This window comes from Streptomyces sp. NPDC005962, from assembly GCF_040629205.1.
Lineage (GTDB): Bacteria > Actinomycetota > Actinomycetes > Streptomycetales > Streptomycetaceae > Streptomyces.
Window position 1 is genome coordinate 95,639 of sequence record NZ_JBEXVE010000001.1, and the last position, 15,582, is coordinate 111,220.

The following is a 15,582-nucleotide window of genomic DNA, read 5'->3' on the forward strand; positions in this document are numbered from 1 at the left end:
TCGGGACCCGGGCGAGGGGCCGGGTCAGCGCTTCTTGCCCCTCTTCTTCTGCGGCTTGTTCCACCCGCCCCGGTGCTCCTGGCAGCGGGAATAGCCGATCATCGCGAGTTTCTGGCATGGCCTTCCGGTCTTGGTCTTGGTCGACCCGCACTTCACCTGCTTGCCCATACGGTCCCCCTTGCCCGGTCGATGCCGTCTCCCATGAAGCCTCACCAGGCAGCGGCAGGGCCGACACCGACCATGGACAAATGCGGCCGGATCCACCCCCTTTGAGACCGGATCCCGGCCGCTACTGTTCGCCCTGCGGCAGGTGCGCCTTGGCGTCCTCGTACGTGGCGTCGCCGGGCGCCTCGGCGAGGGCGTAGACCAAGTGCAGCACCCCGGTGCGGAACGCCGTCGAGGACAGCAGCCGCAGCGGCATCGTGGTCTCGCCCTCGTCGAACAGCCGCATGCCCTTGCGTACGGCGATCGGGTGCATCAGCAGGTGCAACTCGTCCAGCAGCCCGTTCGCCAGCAGCTGCCGGACGACGGAGACCGAGCCGCTCATCGCGATGTCCTTGCCCGGTTCGCTCTTCAGCGCGGTGACGGCGTCCACCAGCCCGCCCTTGATCTGCTCGGAGTTCCGCCACGTGAGCGACAGATCCCGACGCGACACGACGATCTTGCGCGCATCGCCGAGCTTCTTCGCGAAACCGGCGTCCTCGCCCCCGGCCGCTTCCCGCTCCGGCCACGCCCCGGCGAAGCTGTCGTAGGTCTCGCGCCCCAGGAGGAGGGTGTCGGCCGCGCTGAAGGTCGCGTCGACGGCGGCCCCCATCTCGTCGTTGAAGTAGGGGAAGTGCCACTGATCGGGCGCTTCCACGACGCCGTCGAGCGAGATGAACAGGCTGGCGATGATCTTCCTCATGGTGCCCCTCCACGAGCGGTACGGATGACCCTTCCTCCCCTCAGACCGCGGACCTCGCACAAACTCATCGGTGGGGGCCCTGGCGACGCGGAAGCCGGGACGTACGCTGTGGGCGCGGCCGGCGCGTCCCTCGAGGGGGTAGGCGCCGGTCGCAGCTCAGCCGAAGGAGTACCACATGTCGATGGTCGGCAACCTCCGGAAAGTGGCGCGCCTGGCCCGTCGGCGCCGCCGCGTCGATCTCAACCACCCCGCCCGCTCACCGCTCGGCACGTCGGTCGTGAACTGCGTGGCGTACGTCGACGGGAAGCGGCAGCCCGGGGACTGCCCGGCCGACGAGGCGATCGCGCGGATACGCCGCGCGGGGCGCGGCTTCGTGTGGATCGGGCTGCACGAACCCACCGAGCGGGAGTTCTCCGGGATCGCCGAGCTGTTCGCCCTCCACCCGCTGGCCGTCGAGGACGCCGTCCAGGCGCATCAGCGGCCGAAGCTGGACACGTACGGCGACACGCTGTTCACCGTCTTCAAGACGGTCCGCTACGTCGATCACGACGAGCTGACCACGACGAGCGAGGTCGTGGACACCGGCGAGGTCATGGTCTTCACCGGGCCCGATTTCGTCGTCACCGTACGGCACGGCCGCCACGGCTCGCTCGGCCCGCTGCGCGAGGAGCTGGAGGCGGACCCGGACCACCTGGCCAAGGGCCCCTCCGCGGTGCTGCACGCCATCGCCGACCACGTCGTCGAGGACTACCTCGCCGTCGCCGACTCCGTCCAGGACGACATCGACCAGGTCGAGACCGAGGTCTTCGCCCCCGAGGCCGCGTACCGGGCCGATCCGGGCCGGATCTACCAGCTCAAACGCGAGCTGCTGGAGCTGAAGCGCGCCGTGGCGCCCCTGGCCCGCCCGATGGAACGGCTCTCCACCCAGCGCGTCCCCGTCGTCGACCTCGACCTGCAGAAGTACTTCCGGGACGTCGCCGACCACCTGACCCGGGTCAACGAACAGATCGCGGCCTTCGACGACCTGCTGAACTCCATACTCCAGGCCCACCTCGCCCAGGTGACCGTCGCCCAGAACGAGGACATGCGCAAGATCACGGCCTGGGCGGCGATCATCGCCGTACCCACCATGGTGTGCGGCGTCTACGGCATGAACTTCGACCACATGCCCGAGCTGCACTGGCGCTACGGCTACCCCCTGGTCCTCACCCTCATCGCCACGGCCTGCTTCGTCATCCACCGAGGCTTCCGCCGCAACGGCTGGCTGTAACCGCCGTAGGGGGGCGCATGGCACTGAGCCGCAAGGGCGCCCGGCGGATCGTCGTCGACGGCACGGCCTACCGCTGGCGGCTCCGGCGCAGGCCCACCTACTGCCAAGGCCTGGCGTGGTCACCGTGCACGTTCGCGGTCGGGCATGCGGACACCCCGGGGACAACGCTCGTGGTCACCACCGACCAGCCCCATCCGGGCAACTGGCTCGGCCGCGAGGGCGGCCCCGTCCTGCCATCGGCCGTTGCCCGGGCCATTCGGCTCGCCTTGCACGAGGGATGGACCCCGACGGCTCCGGGCTCCCCGTTCCACCTCAAGAGTCGGTCGTAGGCGGGCCGGCCGAACGGCAGGAAGGCGGCGGGGTGCCGACCGCGACCAGGCCGGTTCCCGCTCACACTCCGCGCCACGCGCTGAGCAGCTCCTCGGGGCCGTACACCGCCTGAAGGCCGGAACAACCGAGGCCGACGCCGCTGCGGGAGACCGCCACGAGCGGTACCGGTTCGTCGGTGATCGCTGCCCGGTGCTTCTGCAGTGCGGCCAGATCGTGGCTGTCGAACGTGGAGTTCTCCAGCCACTTGACCGAGCCGAGGAAGAGCAATTGCTTGGCCACCGGCTGCCGGTCGGCGCCGACCAGGTCGATTTCGATGTCGTTGCCGCGGGTCCAGTAGCCGCCGATCGCCGGGGCGGCGGGCAGGGCCCCGTCCGGCAGGAGGCGGGCGAGGGATTCCCGGACCAGGGGTTCGATCGCGCGGCCACGCCAGCTCGTCCACCGCTCCTCGATCCGGCTCAGGGTGAGATCTCCCCGCATCCGCTCGATCTCCGCCATGTGCGGATCAAGAAACGCGAGCCAGAAGCGCAGATAAGGGTCGGCCACCCGGTAGCGGCGTTCCTTCGACGGCCTCAGTGAGAGCGGCAGCTCGGCGGCCACGACCCGTTTCCCGGTCAGGACGTCGGTGGCTCGGGTGAGTGTGGTGTGGGCGATGCCGCCGGCCGCGCGAGCGATGTTGGTGAAGGTCCGCTCCCCCGATCCGATGGCCCGCAGGACCTCCCTGCTCATCGCCTGCGCTGGAAATTCCGCGGCCAGCGAGCGCTCGGCGGAGACCAACAGCGCCGAGATCGGGTTGTCCAGCGAGTCGCGGAGGAACTCCCGGACATCCGCTCCGGCCCGCCACTCGGCGCAGATCAGGGGGAGACCCCCGGTGATCAGGGCGGCGTCGAACGCGGCTGCCGGTGACAGGCCGAGCATCTCGCCGATGTCGGCCGGGTTCAGCGGTCCCACGATCATTTCCCGGCCCCGCTGGTGAAAGGGGCGGTCGTAGCTGTTCAGCGCCTCCATCATCGACAGATCGGACCCGACCAGGAGGAGAAGCACGGGCTTGCGGCTGAGCAGCCGGTCCCATGCCCGCTGGAGCATGCCCTCGAAGGCGTCGACGCGGTCCATGAGATACGGAACCTCGTCGATGACGACGACGCTGGGAGAGTCGTCGGGCAGGACCTCGGCAAGCAGCCTGAGCGCCGCATTCCACTGATCGGGGGTCTCCTCGTGGAACAACCCCCGCTCCGGCAGGGTGGACCTGGAGACGGCGTCCAGCAGTTCCGTCAGCTCATCCTCCGCCGTGCCGCCCGCCGCGGTGAAGAAGAGGTACGGCGTCTCGGCCCGCCGGAGGAACTCCTCGACGAGGCTGGACTTGCCCACCCGCCGTCTCCCCCGCATGAGGACGCACTGCCCCGGCTTCTCTGACCCGGCGGCATCCTGAACCGCGTGCAAGGCGTTGCGGAGCACGTTCAGCTCGCGGTCCCGCCCGATGAAGCGACGCACGGCAACCCTCCCGGTAGCGAAAGTATCGATGGAGATACTATCGCTACCGGTACCAACCTGCCTCTCGTTCTCAGTCGGGTGTGAAGCTCATGACGCTGTGGATACGGGAGAGGGTGAAAACGCGCTCGGCGTTGCGCAGGTGGCACCAGGCTTCGAGGTAGGGCGGGTCGAGCATGAGGCGGCTGAGGGTGCGCACGGTCCGGTTCCCCGAGGTGGCGACGTACTCGACGGTGATGGGCTCACCGGTATGGACGGCATGGGCGAGCTGACGGACGTCGCTGTACGGCAGGCGCTTCGCACACCCCGCGACGATCTCCTCGGTGTCCGCGGCGAAGGGCACTCCCCCGTCGAACGGCGCGGGTCCGGGAGTGGTCGGCGGGGCGGCCAGCAGCCGGGCGGCCAAGGCGTCGGGGTCGATGGCGGCGGGCGCCTGCGCCGTACGCGTGGCAGCGTTCCGGCCGCCGTCCCTCGTCCTGGGCCCGCGCGGAGCCGGTACGGGAGCGACGGCCCGCCGAGGCGGGGCCTTTTCGACGCGTACCGTGCCGTCGTCCGTCTCCGCGACAGGGGCGTATCCCTCGCCCCGGAGCGCGGCGAGAGTCGTGTCGACCGGGCTGCGGCTGATCAGCACCGTCGGCGCCAGCTGCCGCAGTCCGAGCCCCGCGAGTCCGCGGTGGGCGGCGAGTTCGGCCAGGAGGGCGGGCTCGTCGCTGTGGAGGACGCAGGCGGCAGGGGCGATGCGTACGCGCCCGTGACCGCGTGCGGTGTCGGCGATCAGGTACGACAGCGGCTGCGGCAGGGGTCCGGCGGCGGCAGCGGCCAGGTCGGTCGTGATGTCGTCGGGGAGACGGCCGGCGTCCAGTGCCCGGCGGAGGCTGCCGGTGCTGAACCGCCATACGGATGCCGTACCGCTGGCCTCCCGGTCGGCGACGGAGTCCAGGAGCGAGGCCAGCCGCGCGGACGGTGTGCCGGTGACGACGGCGGTGAGGTCGGCGCCGATCCGTGCCGTCGCGGTGGCCGGGGGCAGCAGCCGTCGGCACTCGATGCTCACCCCCTCCGTGTCGCCGGTCCGCAGGTGGATGCCGAAGGCGGACAGGGCACCGCGCGCGATCACGCCCAGGAGCTCTGCCTCACGGATCACGGCGGCGAACGGCGTTCCCCCGTGGTGGGATGAGTCGGCGAGCGGACGGTGCCAGGCGATCAGAGGCCCCAGATCCGAGGTGGCCCTCGTGCCCTGCCTTGGCGGAAGCTGTGCGGCGGTGTCCAACAGCCCGTGGCGGGCCTGCAGGCAGCCGTTGCAGGGCGGTGCGCCGGCGAGAGCGGGGAGCGCCTTGTTGTCCTCGTCGCGGGCCTGGGTGGGGGTGAGCGGCAGGTTCCGCCACGCCTGAAGCAGTGCGTCGAACTGCTCCGGGGGTTCCTGCTCCGCCCAGGCGTCGTACGCCTCGGTGGGAACCACACGATTGCCGTCCCGGGCCAGGAGCCCGGCAGCGTACGCGGTCTCGAGAGCAAGACGCACGACGGCGTCATCGGCCCGGGCGGCCTTGCCGAGCCGGGCCAGTTCACGCGCACCGATCCCGCCGGACTTCAGCCGGGCCGGCGCATCCGCCGAGCAGGCCGACAGGACCGAGACGGCACACGAAGCGAACACCGTGGCCGCGGCTGATGCCTCGTGGTCCACCTCTCTCGGGCCGACGGGCGCCATCCGGGCGGACGGCGGGACGGGGTCGAACGGAGCGCGCCGCCCCGCCCCCCGCAGCGCGAGCGCCACCTCGGCCGACATCCGGGCCGGACCGTAGCGGTGACGCTCCTGGACCAGGAGCCCCCGCTCCAGCGCCCATCGCTCGCCCGGTTCGAGGCCGGGACCGGGAGCGCCGAAGGTGATGAACCGCGGCTCCCCCGGCACAGTCTCCGCCCGGCGTCCGAGCAGCTCCCGGGCCGTCGCGGGGGCCTTGGCGACCACTGAGGCGACCTGCTCCGGGTCGCTGTGGTGTTCCACCAGCGCGGCCAGCCGCCGCGGCTTGGTGCCCGGCGGCTCGACGCCCAGTGCCGCCAGCATGCGGCGCAGCTCGTCGGAGGTCGCGCCCGCGAGCAGTTGCTCCAGCGGAGCATCCAGCCCCAGGGGCGCGTCCCATGCCTGCCGCAGCGGCCCGGCCATACGGAGCTTCCCCGCGCCGTCCGGCCAGACCAGAGCGTGATCGGCCAGCACTTCCAGCGCGGCCTCCAGTTCCGAGTGGTTCCGTCGTCCGCCACTCCCAGCAGTTCCGCCAGCGCAGCACGCGACGCGGGCGCCCCCAGCGCTGCCAGCGCCTCGGCCACCTGGAGGTACGGCAGCGCGAGCCGCGGCAGGACCAGTGCCACCGATCCCGGGCGCTGAAGACGGTCCGCCAGTTCCCCCACCGAGCGCGGCTCCGGAGGGGACACGGCGTCCTTTCGCGCCCCGAGCACACGTGCCAGACGCGAGCCGTCGAGGCCGCCCAGCCATGTCGCCAGCGCTGATGGGGAATTCACGGGGTGCACCTCGTCGGACCAGGGAACGTCACAGCGCGGCCGGAACCCGGCGCCGGTTCCAGGATGGAGCATCCCTGTGGTCGGCGAGCGCCGAATGGGGGCAAGTCCCCCTTGACGGGCAGCGGCCCCTCGCGGGCCGCCTCAGCTCAACGTGAAAAGGGAGTGCTCTGACGTGCTGCTTGCTGTGCTCAAGGCCGTGCCCTGGCGGCGTAGGCCAGACGTACAGCTCTACGGCGTTCATCCTCTTCTTCGCCGGGGTCACGAAGCCTGTCAACCTCATCGCCAACGGCTTCTCACCAGATGCGAAAGTCTGAAGACCGCAGGCTTCATGGAGATGGTGATCCGAACCAGAATCCGTCCGGCGTCGCCCTTCATCTGCAGCAGTCGCGGGTGGCGCCCTGCGGCCAGATCACTCTGGTGGGGATGCCGGTGCGTTCGGCGTAGGTCACGACGTCGGCGGTGCCGCCGTAGCCGCGGGCCGGTTGGCCGTCCCAGACGGCGATCAGTTCGTCCGCGAGGCCGACCATGATTTCGCTTCCGGTCATGTGGGCTTGTGAGTCGGACTCGACCAGGCCCGTGTGGTGGACCTCAATCGCCTGCCGGAGGAGGCGGTCGTAGGTTTCGTGGTGCTCCTCCGGCAGACCGTCGCGGTACTTCTCCGCGGGTACGACGACCTCAAGGCGGCCACCGGCCTTCAGCACCAGCTCGGCGAGCCAGGCGTCCGGGCCGTCGGCGATGCATGAGACCCCGACCAAGTCGCCGGGCGCGTGGCGGGCTACTTCGTCTTCGAGGGCCTTGCGAACCAAGTGCTCCGTCTCTGGCGGTAGTCCTCGGTGGCCGGTGATGCCCAGTCGCATGGGGTGGTCCTCTCGTGATTACAGGTAGATGCCGTGCAGTCGGTCGTCGAAGTCGCGGACGACCTTGGGGGGAGTCGGCGACGCGTAGGACCGCCGGAGGCCACGGGAGCGTTCGATGATGCGGCCGGATCGGTATCGCAGGCCGGTCTCCAGTGCGCGGGTGGCCAGGGCGAACGCACCGTCCAGCCGACCGCTCGTGAGGTGTGCGGCGGCGAGGTCGAGGGTCAGCAGTGCGCGTTGCTTTTCGTGGCTCGATGTCAGCGCGGCAACCGCTGCGTCCTGGGAGGCGGTCACCCATTGAGGGAGGCTGAGGCGCGCGCCACAAGTCAGCCTGGTCGCAGCGACCTTGCTGTGGGTGAAGGTGAACACCCAAGGCCATGGGGGCCGCTGGTCGTCCGGGATGGCATCTGTACTGCGGGTGGCTTGGAGCAGGGCCGTGTCCGCCGCGGTCGCATTTCCCGATGCCGCGTGAGCCTGGGCTTCCACTGTGCTGAGCCATGCTGAGGCAATGGCCGGTGCGTCCTCACTCAGGTGTCGACGGGCTCGGTGGACGAGCGACAGCGACTCGGCCGCGTTGCCGGCGTCCGCCTCGAACCCGGCCAGGCTGCCGAGTTGGTATGCGAGGAGCAGTCGGTCGCCGGAGGTGCGCGCGGCCTTGATGGCCGCGCCGTACCACGTACGGGCCGAACCGATGTCGTTCATGTCCCAGGCCAGCCACCCGGCGAGGGACGCCGCTTCGCTGCCCACGGCCGCCAGGCGGGCGCGCTGCTCCGGGTTTTCGGCCTCGCCCGTGATGGTCTGGGTGAGTCGCAGGTGCGCCAGGACCGGTTCGGACAGGTGCCGGGAAGGCGTGGTGCCGTCCAGGCGGCGGAAGGCTGTGGTGGCCATGCGGAGTGTCGCGGCCTGCCCAGCGTCCGTGGGGGCGGGGCGAAGAGCCGTGAGCGCGGGCGTCGCGGCTATCGCCGCGGTCCCCGCGAGGAAGTTGCGCCGGTGCACGTCGTGCTGTCCATTCTTGGCGGCATGCGCCGCCGCGTGGTCGGCGAGGCCGACCAGACGCGGTGGAATGTGCAGATGCGTGGCGGCTCTCGACAGGATGGTCATGTCGTAGGAGGCCGCGCCGCGGCCTTCGAGGCGTGAGACGGCGGACTGGCTGATTCCGCAAGCGTCACCGAGCTGGCGTTGGGAGACTTCGGCCGCACGGCGAGCCAGGCTCACCACCCGGCCGAAGTCACCTCGGCGGGAGGCGTCGCGGATCGCCTGCGCAGACCAGTTCATGCCCACCCCTGTTTGGTACCGGGTCTCGCCGTTCATCCGTTGTCCGTATGCGTCGGCTGCATACGGCAATGCGCGGTGCGGGTCGGCGCTGGCCGGTTCAGGATGACGCACGGTTCCGTCTCCTCACTACCCGTAATGGGGAAGGGGATACATGACCACCAAAGCCTTGCCGTGGATGCCGCCGAACGGCGACGACGTAGAGCTGGTTCAAGTCGGGCTGTACTGGGACGCGGTACGGGCCTCCGCGGACATCGGCGAGTGCGCGCTGAAGCTGCTCGCCGACGCATCCGGCGCCGTCATCGCCGACTACGGCCTGATGTACTGGCTCATCCCGAGCGGTCACGCCCAGGATTGGCGACGTCTCCAGAGGGGGTTCCACGCTCTGAGCGCGCAGGGCGCCGAAGTTACGTACGTCGGCGTACCGCCCGCGGGCTGGACGGATGGTCCGCGCTTGCACTGGCGTATCCCGGTGGGGCCGGACCGGTACCTGACCGACGCGGCCCGGCTCCGCGAGGCCCTGGTGCGGGCGATTGCCGCTGAGCCCGCCGAGGGAGCGACGGCCCGGTGAGCGTCCAGGTCTGCGCCCGCTGCCAGACGACCACCAGGCAGCCGGTCGTCGTCGCGATCGGGCACGGCGCGAGCGCCGGCGGCGGCACGGTCTACGCCTGCACTGACTGCGCGCCCACCTTCCCGAAGCAGCGGGACCCGTTCGGCGGGACGGTAGTTGTTGGCCCCAACCGAGACGCGAAGTAGAACGGAGAACGCCGAAGGGCCCCACTGCGAGCGATGGGGCCCTTCGGCATCGTGCCCGGTGAAGGCACTGGCGGAGGGGTGTGCGGCAACCTTCTGACCTGGGGCGGAGTGGCCTTCACTCTTGGTCCGCAGGGGGGCGATCGGCGTCAGCGGCGCCATCCTGGTCAGCGCGGTCCTGGCCACCGCCGCTTCGGCCGGGATGTCCTCCGCGGCAGGAGGGAGATCACCGGCTCGTCGCCGCCGTTCAGGCGGACGGAGTCGTCGCCGATCACTTCGCGGTGGCCCGCTCGATCCATGCGCGGTGGGCCGTCAGGTCGGTGTAGATGCCGGGGCCGGTGGCGCACTTCGGATCGGCGTCGCCGTCGCGGCTGGTCGCCCCGATCAGTTCCCACCGCCCGGGACGGCCCGTGATCTGCGGCCCGCCGGAGTCGAGGATGCACGCCTGCGCGTTCTTGGTGGGGCTGTCGGTGCACAGCTCGTTGTCCGCGTTGTAGTTCTCGCTGCACCGGTCGTCGGAGACGATCTTGGTGTCCAGTTCCTGCAGACGGATCGGGGGGTCCGGGCACTCGCTGCCGTCCTCGCAGGTCATTCCCCAGCCGAGGATGCGAGTGTCGGTACCCTTCGGCGCGGATTTCGTGGCCAGCTTGATGGGCTTCGCGTCCACGGGGTGGTCCAGCTTCATGACGGCCACGTCGTTGCGGAACGGCTCGTAGGAGAAGTCCGGGTGTGCGATGACCTTGGTGACCTTCGCCTTGGCACCCTTCGTGCGGTCGTGGTCGCCGACCTGGACGGAAAGCTGCTGGGGCTTGACGTTCACCGTGCAGTGCCCGGCGGTCACGATCCAGTCCGGTTTGATCAGGGAGGCTCCGCAGTAGTGGTGGCCGTCCTTCTGCACGCTCGCCATGAACGGGTACGGCGAGGTGGCTTCGTGTCCCCCGATGATCGCTGATGCCGACGGGGCCACTGTCATGCTGAGCGTGATCGCCCCCGCCGCCGCCGCGCACAGAGCCGCCACCGTCTTGCCGCGCTTGGTCATCTGTCCTCCTGCCTCCTGTGTCTCGTTGAGGATTCGGTCACCCGCGAAGCTCAAGAGCGGCACCGGAACGGAACCGGCTTGGGGAAGCCCCGGACCCGAACATCCACGTCGGGCCCGGCGGCCCGACGCCGTCCAGCCTGTCCCGGTCGGCGCCCTCGGCGCGTCACCCTTTCCGCTCGGGTGGACTTGCCCGAAAGTCGTACGGCACGTCGGCCGGATCGTGCGGCGGGACGACCGCGAGGTGACGGGGACGCGGGAGCGCGTGATGCGGGCGGGCAGATCACTGCGTGCCGGGTGTACCGGGGGCGGCGGATACCGTGTGCAGGCGATGTTGCCCGTACGCGGACGAGTTGGTGGCGTGAGTGACCGTCAAGGTAGTCCTCCTCGACGACGAGGAGTTGGTGCGCAAGGGCATCCGGATGATCCTCGACGCCGCGCCGGACATCGAGGTGGTCGCCGAAGGCGATGACGGCTCGGTGGCAGTGGACCTGGTGGCCAAGCACCGACCGGACGTGGTGCTCACCGATATCCAGATGCCCCGTGTCGGCGGCCTGGAGGTCGCCCGGCAGCTCGCCGCGCTGCCCGATCCTCCCGCCGTCGCGGCGCTCACCACCTTCGACGTCGACGAATACGTCTACGCCGCACTCCAGCACGGCGCGGCGGGGTTCCTGCTCAAAGACACCTCGCCGCGCGAACTGGCCGACGCGGTACGGGTCCTCGCGCGCGGCGAGGCGATGCTCTCCCCGCGCATCACCACCAAGCTGCTGGCCGCCTTCGCCACGGGCGCGGCCGCCCCGCGAGCGCGATCGCGGATGGCGGAGCTGACCGCCCGCGAGCGCGAGGTCGCCGTGGCAGTCGCCCAGGGCCACAGCAACTCCCGGATCGCCACCGACTTGTTCGTGAGCCAGTCCACGGTCAAGGTCCATCTCAGCCGGATCATGACCAAGCTCGACGCCGCCAACCGCACCCAGGTCGCGCTCATCACCCACGACGCCGGACTGACCTGAACGCCTGACTCGTCGGCGATGTCGCCGAACCGGTTCCGTGGACCCCAAGACGCATTCGTCGGCAGTCCAGCCCTGCGACGCTCGGCCGAACGCCACGATCCCCGGCGGGGGTCAAGCTCCGGTTGTGGGCGCTCCGGGCACCGAGGTGGGCAGCGCGGCATCGATCCGGAAGCCGCCGTCACCGGTGGGTCCGGACCCGATGGTGCCTCCGGCCAGGCGGACCCGTTCCGTCAGACCGATCAGCCCGTGTCCCCCGCTGGGCAGCAGAGGCCCACCGTCGGCAGCCGGTTCGGCGGGCCGCTCGGGCGGGCCGTTGACGACCCGTACCCGCACGGTTCGCGGGCCGAACGCGAGGTGAATCCGCGTCGTGGCGCCCGGGGCGTGCTTGTGCACGTTGGTCAGAGCCTCCTGCACGACCCGGTGTGCGGCACGCTCGACCGGCTCTGCCAGCGGCTGCGGCGCGCCCTCGACGTGCACGGTGACGGGCAGCCCGGCGGTCCGGGAGCCGTCGGCCAGCTCGGCGATCCTGTCGACGGCCGCGCCGGGGGCGGCCGCTCCGGGGGCGGGCCGCCGCTCGGCCGACGCGGCAGAATCGTGTGCCGCGGCCCCTGACTCACCCCTCGCAACGTCGCTTCCCGCAGGTGCCGGTGGCTCCCCGTCCCCACCGGCCGGGCTGTTTCTGAGCAGCCCCAGCATCTCGCGGAGTTCGGTGAGCGCGCGCCGACCGGCCGTCCGAATGATCTGCGCGGTCTCGCCCGTCGTCTCCGGGTCGTGGGCGACAACGCTGAGCGCGTTGGCGTGTACGACGATCAGACTCACCTGGTGGGAGACCACGTCGTGCATCTCTCCGGCGATGCGCCGGCGCTCCTCTTCCCGCGCGGCCTCGGCGACGAGCCGCTGCTCCCGCTCGGCGCGCTCCGCCCGTTCGACGAGACCGGCGACGACGGCGCGCCGTTGGCCCACGTAGAGCCCCAGCAGCAGCGGCACCAGACAGGAGAAGACGAAGTTCACCGCGAACCAGATCACCACCGTCCGGAAGCTGGACCACGCTGCCGCGTTCCAGGGCGCGAGGGCCACCAGCCCGACACCGGCCGAGGCCCAGGCGACCCGGCGGCTGTGCGGGCCGCGATAGGCGCCCTCCGCGTAATAGGCGAGGGGCGACGCGAAAGCCGAGACCTGGAGGACCTTGGCAAGCAGTCCGGCGGCGAGCGCCAGTTCGGGGGCCCGGCGCCGTGCGAGCAGCGGCAGTGCGCTCACCGCGGCGAGCAGCAGGTTCGCCCAGGGAGCGGCCGGTCCCAGGTAGGGGTTCTGGAAACTGGTCCACACCGCGAGCAGCGACGCGACGACCGTCAGCACCAGGTCCGCGGCGCGCGCCGGCAGAAGGGGCGAGCGCGGTATGGACCACGCCGCGAGGCTCTGCGCTGTGCCCCCGCCGCCCGGGGGCAGGAGCGCCCAGCTGCGCAGCGTGTTCCCGAGCTGGCGGATGCGACTGGTGGTTCTCACCTGGTGAGGATAGAAGCCGGTGCCGGTGACCGAATCGGGCGGAGGCCCGCCCTGCCGCGCCGTGGGCGGCCCGAAGCTCCCTCCCTCGCGATCACGTCCCACATGCCACCGCGAGCACTCCCCCCGAAGGCGAGCTGTTCAGCTTCGTCTGGGGGTTCTGGGGGCATACAGGATCGTTCTGACCTGCGGTGCAGCCGATTCGGGTGCGGCTTCTGAACGATGTTGTTCGGCGGCGAACGCAACCAGGACTGCAACCACTGCTGACCTACTTGCCGTGTTCCGGGCCATACCACTGGAGGGCTTGCCCGGTCACTGCGGCGATGCACTCGAAGTCGTGATCGCGATGGAGCAGGGTGAGCCCCTGCAGCTCAGCGGTCGCGGCGACGACCAGATCGACTGCTCCGGCACTTCGGTGTTTCCCCTGTTTGGTGAGGGCTTCCTGGACCTGCCAGGCGCGGTCGTAGGCGCGGTCGTCAACGGGAACCCAGCCGAATATCAGCCGCATGTCCTCGATGCCGTGTGCCCGGTCGGCGGCCGACCGTGCGCTGTAGAAGAACTCGAGCTCGGTAATGGGGCAGGTCGCGAGGAGTCCAGCCGCGGCGGCCTGGTCCCAGCCGTACTGCTCCGCGTCCCCGCGCATGAACCGCGCGAGCGCGCTGGTGTCGATCAAGAACTGGGCCGCGTTCACCGGCGGTAGTTCCCCTTGTTCTCGAACAGCTCCAGATCAAACGCGCCGTCGCCCGCCGCGGCCCGCAGCCGGGCGAGAGCCAGGGCGCGACGCCGACTCTCCAACACCTCGCGAAGAGCGGTGTTGACGGTCTCCTTCTTGGTGTTTGTCCCGAGGGCTTTCGCGACGTCCGCGACCAGGTCGTCGTCCAGGTCGATAACTGTCCGGCTCATTTGCGCCTCCATGATATCGAATGTGGAGTCAAGTATATCTTGCGAGGTTCCTCGCCGGGTTGCCATCGAGCGTCCGGCCTGGCCACTGGGGCCTACGCGGGCATCACGCCGTGGATACGGGAGAGAGCGAAGACGTGTTCCGCTTCGCGCAGGTGGCACCAGGCATCGAGGCAGGGCGGATCGAGTTCCAGGTCGCTGAGGGGATGTACGTCTCGGTTTCCAGAGGTGGCGATGTACTCGACCGTGATGGCCGTGCCGGTGCGGCGAGTGCTGCTGCGCGTGGACTACCGCTGACCAGGACCGTCGGGGCGAGCTGCCGCAGGGCGAGCTTGGACAGACCGCGGTGGGCGGCCAGTTCGGCTAGGAGCGCGGGTGCGTCGCTGTGGATGACACAGGCCGCCAGGGCGATGCGCATCCGTCCGTGACCTCGTGCGGCGGCGGCGATGAGATGGGTCAGCGGCTGCGGCAGGCCGTGGCGGAGCAGGCTGCCAGGGAGGCCGGGGTGCGGCCGATGTCCAAGGCCCGGCGGATACTGCCGGCGCTGAACCGCCGGAAAGACGCCGTGCCGTTGATTTCCCGGTCGGCCGCCGAATCCAGGAGCGCGGCGAGTCGCGCGGACGGGGAGCGGTGAGGTCGGCACCGATCCGGGCTGTCGTTATCGCGGGCGGCAGCAGCCGTCTGGGCGTGGCTCGAGATCTTCGTCGGCGTGGGCCGCTAGGTGGGTGCCGAGCGGGGGAGCAGTGCACCCCGCGCCAGCACGCCGAGCAGTTCGGCCTCGTGGATCGCGGCGCTGAACGAGGCCGTGTCCTCGGGCGAGGCATCGTCGGCGAGCGGAGACTGCCCAGGCGGACGATGCCGTCGTACGTACCACTTTGGAGACCGCGTACGCCGCCGGGCTGCTGGCCCGGCGGCGGCGATCGCGTACCTCCCACCGAGACGTACGGCACCTGAGCCGAGCAGGAGTCCGCAGAATCATTCGCCGTCTGCTGCCGCGTCGTGGTCCTTGCGCATCTGCTGACCTGAAGCCGGGCTGTACTCCATGTGTGGTCGTGGGGGTAGTCGCGCACGGCTTCTTCGGCGCGGCTTCGCAACGGGCCACCTTGGCCGTCGAAGGGGGAGGCGAAATGGAGGCTGTTGAGGCTGATGTCCGCCACGTGCCGGGTTCGTTGAGGACAGCTCGGGCCTCGTCGAGAGGTCTGATGGCGTGTTCGGCTGTGATGACGAGGCTGCCAACGGCGCGAAGTAGCGCAGGGCGACGAAGAGAGATCTTGGCGGTGCGGAACGGCGGCGAGCGTCAGCAAGGAGGCGTCGATGCTCGTCCAGATCGACGGCCCACCCGCTGCGGTCTTGAAGGTACTGGAGGAGCGCGGCGCTACTGATGTCAGTCTGGTCGTGGTGGTGGCCGACGGAACCGAAGAAGGGCCCCACCTCACGGTGGGGCCCTTCGACGTATTGCCCGGTGAAGGCAATGGCGGAGGATACGAGATTCGAACTCGTGAGGGGTTGCCCCCAACACGCTTTCCAAGCGTGCGCCCTAGGCCTCTAGGCGAATCCTCCGCTGGAGACTCTACAAGACGATCGGGAGTGCTCGCGAACTCGTTCCCACCCCGATCTATCCGCTAGGGTGGGGGCCAGCCCCTCACGTGGCGCTATCTCACCGAACTCCCCCAGGGCCGGAAGGCAGCAAGGGTAAGTGAGCTCTGGCGGGTGCGTGGGGGGCCCTTTCGTTGTGGGGCGTTGGGGGCGGGGGCACC

General features: G+C 70.3%; 16 protein-coding genes, 1 tRNA gene and 1 other RNA gene. 6 read left to right on the forward strand and 12 right to left on the reverse strand.

The annotated features are described in order from the left end of the window. Window positions 1–24 precede the first annotated feature (24 nt). Window positions 25–168, reverse strand: a complete 144-nt coding sequence (locus tag ABZ370_RS00475; protein WP_358614609.1) for a hypothetical protein — start codon at window positions 166–168, stop codon at window positions 25–27. 121 nt (window positions 169–289) lie between these two features. After that, entirely contained in the window at window positions 290–904 is a 615-nt protein-coding gene (locus ABZ370_RS00480; RefSeq protein WP_358614611.1) for a dihydrofolate reductase family protein, read from the reverse strand. Between the two features lie 175 nt (window positions 905–1,079). Here ABZ370_RS00480 and ABZ370_RS00485 point away from each other — a divergent pair, with 175 nt between their 5' ends. Next, window positions 1,080–2,174, forward strand: a complete 1,095-nt coding sequence (locus ABZ370_RS00485; protein ID WP_358614613.1) for a magnesium and cobalt transport protein CorA — start codon at window positions 1,080–1,082, stop codon at window positions 2,172–2,174. Window positions 2,175–2,191: 17 nt separating this feature from the next. Next, a complete protein-coding gene (locus ABZ370_RS00490) occupies window positions 2,192–2,503 on the forward strand; it encodes a hypothetical protein (RefSeq protein WP_358614615.1) in 312 nt (103 codons plus the stop codon). Window positions 2,504–2,564: 61 nt separating this feature from the next. Here ABZ370_RS00490 and ABZ370_RS00495 read toward each other — a convergent pair whose 3' ends face one another. The 4 genes from ABZ370_RS00495 to ABZ370_RS00510 all read right to left on the reverse strand — a co-directional run bounded on the left by ABZ370_RS00495 (window position 2,565) and on the right by ABZ370_RS00510 (window position 8,629). Next, on the reverse strand, window positions 2,565–3,992 hold the full coding sequence (locus ABZ370_RS00495) for an ATP-binding protein (RefSeq protein ID WP_358614617.1): 1,428 nt from the start codon (window positions 3,990–3,992) through the stop codon (window positions 2,565–2,567). Between the two features lie 70 nt (window positions 3,993–4,062). Continuing rightward, complete coding sequence (locus tag ABZ370_RS00500) at window positions 4,063–6,195, reverse strand: helicase C-terminal domain-containing protein (RefSeq protein WP_358614619.1); 2,133 nt, start codon at window positions 6,193–6,195, stop codon at window positions 4,063–4,065. A 673-nt stretch (window positions 6,196–6,868) separates the two neighbouring features. Further along, complete coding sequence (locus ABZ370_RS00505) at window positions 6,869–7,354, reverse strand: hypothetical protein (protein ID WP_358614621.1); 486 nt, start codon at window positions 7,352–7,354, stop codon at window positions 6,869–6,871. A gap of 18 nt (window positions 7,355–7,372) precedes the next feature. Continuing rightward, window positions 7,373–8,629 (reverse strand): helix-turn-helix transcriptional regulator, encoded by a 1,257-nt coding sequence (locus tag ABZ370_RS00510; protein WP_358614623.1) that lies wholly within the window; start codon window positions 8,627–8,629, stop codon window positions 7,373–7,375. Window positions 8,630–8,780: 151 nt separating this feature from the next. Here ABZ370_RS00510 and ABZ370_RS00515 point away from each other — a divergent pair, with 151 nt between their 5' ends. Next, the gene (locus ABZ370_RS00515) at window positions 8,781–9,197 is read left to right on the forward strand and encodes a hypothetical protein (RefSeq protein ID WP_358614625.1); all 417 of its coding nucleotides are present in this window, start codon (window positions 8,781–8,783) and stop codon (window positions 9,195–9,197) included. A gap of 453 nt (window positions 9,198–9,650) precedes the next feature. On the opposite strand, the gene ABZ370_RS00520 is transcribed toward ABZ370_RS00515, so the two are convergent. Further along, entirely contained in the window at window positions 9,651–10,418 is a 768-nt protein-coding gene (locus ABZ370_RS00520) for a serine protease (RefSeq protein ID WP_358614627.1), read from the reverse strand. A 362-nt stretch (window positions 10,419–10,780) separates the two neighbouring features. Between ABZ370_RS00520 and ABZ370_RS00525 the strand changes: the two genes are divergently transcribed. Continuing rightward, the gene (locus tag ABZ370_RS00525) at window positions 10,781–11,425 is read left to right on the forward strand and encodes a response regulator transcription factor (RefSeq protein WP_358614629.1); all 645 of its coding nucleotides are present in this window, start codon (window positions 10,781–10,783) and stop codon (window positions 11,423–11,425) included. Between the two features lie 111 nt (window positions 11,426–11,536). Here ABZ370_RS00525 and ABZ370_RS00530 read toward each other — a convergent pair whose 3' ends face one another. From ABZ370_RS00530 to ABZ370_RS00545, 4 genes are all read right to left on the reverse strand, one after another. After that, window positions 11,537–12,928 (reverse strand): histidine kinase, encoded by a 1,392-nt coding sequence (locus tag ABZ370_RS00530; protein ID WP_358614631.1) that lies wholly within the window; start codon window positions 12,926–12,928, stop codon window positions 11,537–11,539. Window positions 12,929–13,193: 265 nt separating this feature from the next. Then, complete coding sequence (locus tag ABZ370_RS00535) at window positions 13,194–13,616, reverse strand: PIN domain nuclease (RefSeq protein ID WP_358614633.1); 423 nt, start codon at window positions 13,614–13,616, stop codon at window positions 13,194–13,196. Next, on the reverse strand, window positions 13,613–13,828 hold the full coding sequence (locus tag ABZ370_RS00540; RefSeq protein WP_063730346.1) for a type II toxin-antitoxin system VapB family antitoxin: 216 nt from the start codon (window positions 13,826–13,828) through the stop codon (window positions 13,613–13,615). The genes ABZ370_RS00535 and ABZ370_RS00540 overlap by 4 nt, the downstream gene beginning before the upstream one ends. Window positions 13,829–13,931: 103 nt before the next feature. Further along, window positions 13,932–14,243, reverse strand: a complete 312-nt coding sequence (locus tag ABZ370_RS00545) for a hypothetical protein (RefSeq protein ID WP_358614635.1) — start codon at window positions 14,241–14,243, stop codon at window positions 13,932–13,934. Here ABZ370_RS00545 and ABZ370_RS00550 point away from each other — a divergent pair. Further along, entirely contained in the window at window positions 14,211–14,459 is a 249-nt protein-coding gene (locus tag ABZ370_RS00550; protein WP_358616100.1) for a hypothetical protein, read from the forward strand. The genes ABZ370_RS00545 and ABZ370_RS00550 overlap by 33 nt on opposite strands. Before the next feature lie 838 nt (window positions 14,460–15,297). On the opposite strand, the gene ABZ370_RS00555 is transcribed toward ABZ370_RS00550, so the two are convergent. Next, window positions 15,298–15,385, reverse strand: a tRNA-Ser gene (locus ABZ370_RS00555). Between the two features lie 73 nt (window positions 15,386–15,458). Here ABZ370_RS00555 and ffs point away from each other — a divergent pair. Then, an RNA gene (gene ffs / locus ABZ370_RS00560) (signal recognition particle sRNA small type) lies at window positions 15,459–15,555 on the forward strand. Window positions 15,556–15,582: the final 27 nt, after the last annotated feature.

Coding starts and splice junctions, on each gene's coding strand:
- ABZ370_RS00515 (WP_358614625.1), top strand. CDS start 8,781: ATGACCACCAAAGCCTTGCCGTGGATGCCGCCGAACGGCGACGACGTA.
- ABZ370_RS00545 (WP_358614635.1), bottom strand. CDS start 14,243: ATGCGCATCGCCCTGGCGGCCTGTGTCATCCACAGCGACGCACCCGCG.
- ABZ370_RS00520 (WP_358614627.1), bottom strand. CDS start 10,418: ATGACCAAGCGCGGCAAGACGGTGGCGGCTCTGTGCGCGGCGGCGGCG.
- ABZ370_RS00490 (WP_358614615.1), top strand. CDS start 2,192: ATGGCACTGAGCCGCAAGGGCGCCCGGCGGATCGTCGTCGACGGCACG.
- ABZ370_RS00540 (WP_063730346.1), bottom strand. CDS start 13,828: ATGAGCCGGACAGTTATCGACCTGGACGACGACCTGGTCGCGGACGTC.
- ABZ370_RS00475 (WP_358614609.1), bottom strand. CDS start 168: ATGGGCAAGCAGGTGAAGTGCGGGTCGACCAAGACCAAGACCGGAAGG.
- ABZ370_RS00505 (WP_358614621.1), bottom strand. CDS start 7,354: ATGCGACTGGGCATCACCGGCCACCGAGGACTACCGCCAGAGACGGAG.
- ABZ370_RS00485 (WP_358614613.1), top strand. CDS start 1,080: ATGTCGATGGTCGGCAACCTCCGGAAAGTGGCGCGCCTGGCCCGTCGG.
- ABZ370_RS00510 (WP_358614623.1), bottom strand. CDS start 8,629: ATGAACTGGTCTGCGCAGGCGATCCGCGACGCCTCCCGCCGAGGTGAC.
- ABZ370_RS00480 (WP_358614611.1), bottom strand. CDS start 904: ATGAGGAAGATCATCGCCAGCCTGTTCATCTCGCTCGACGGCGTCGTG.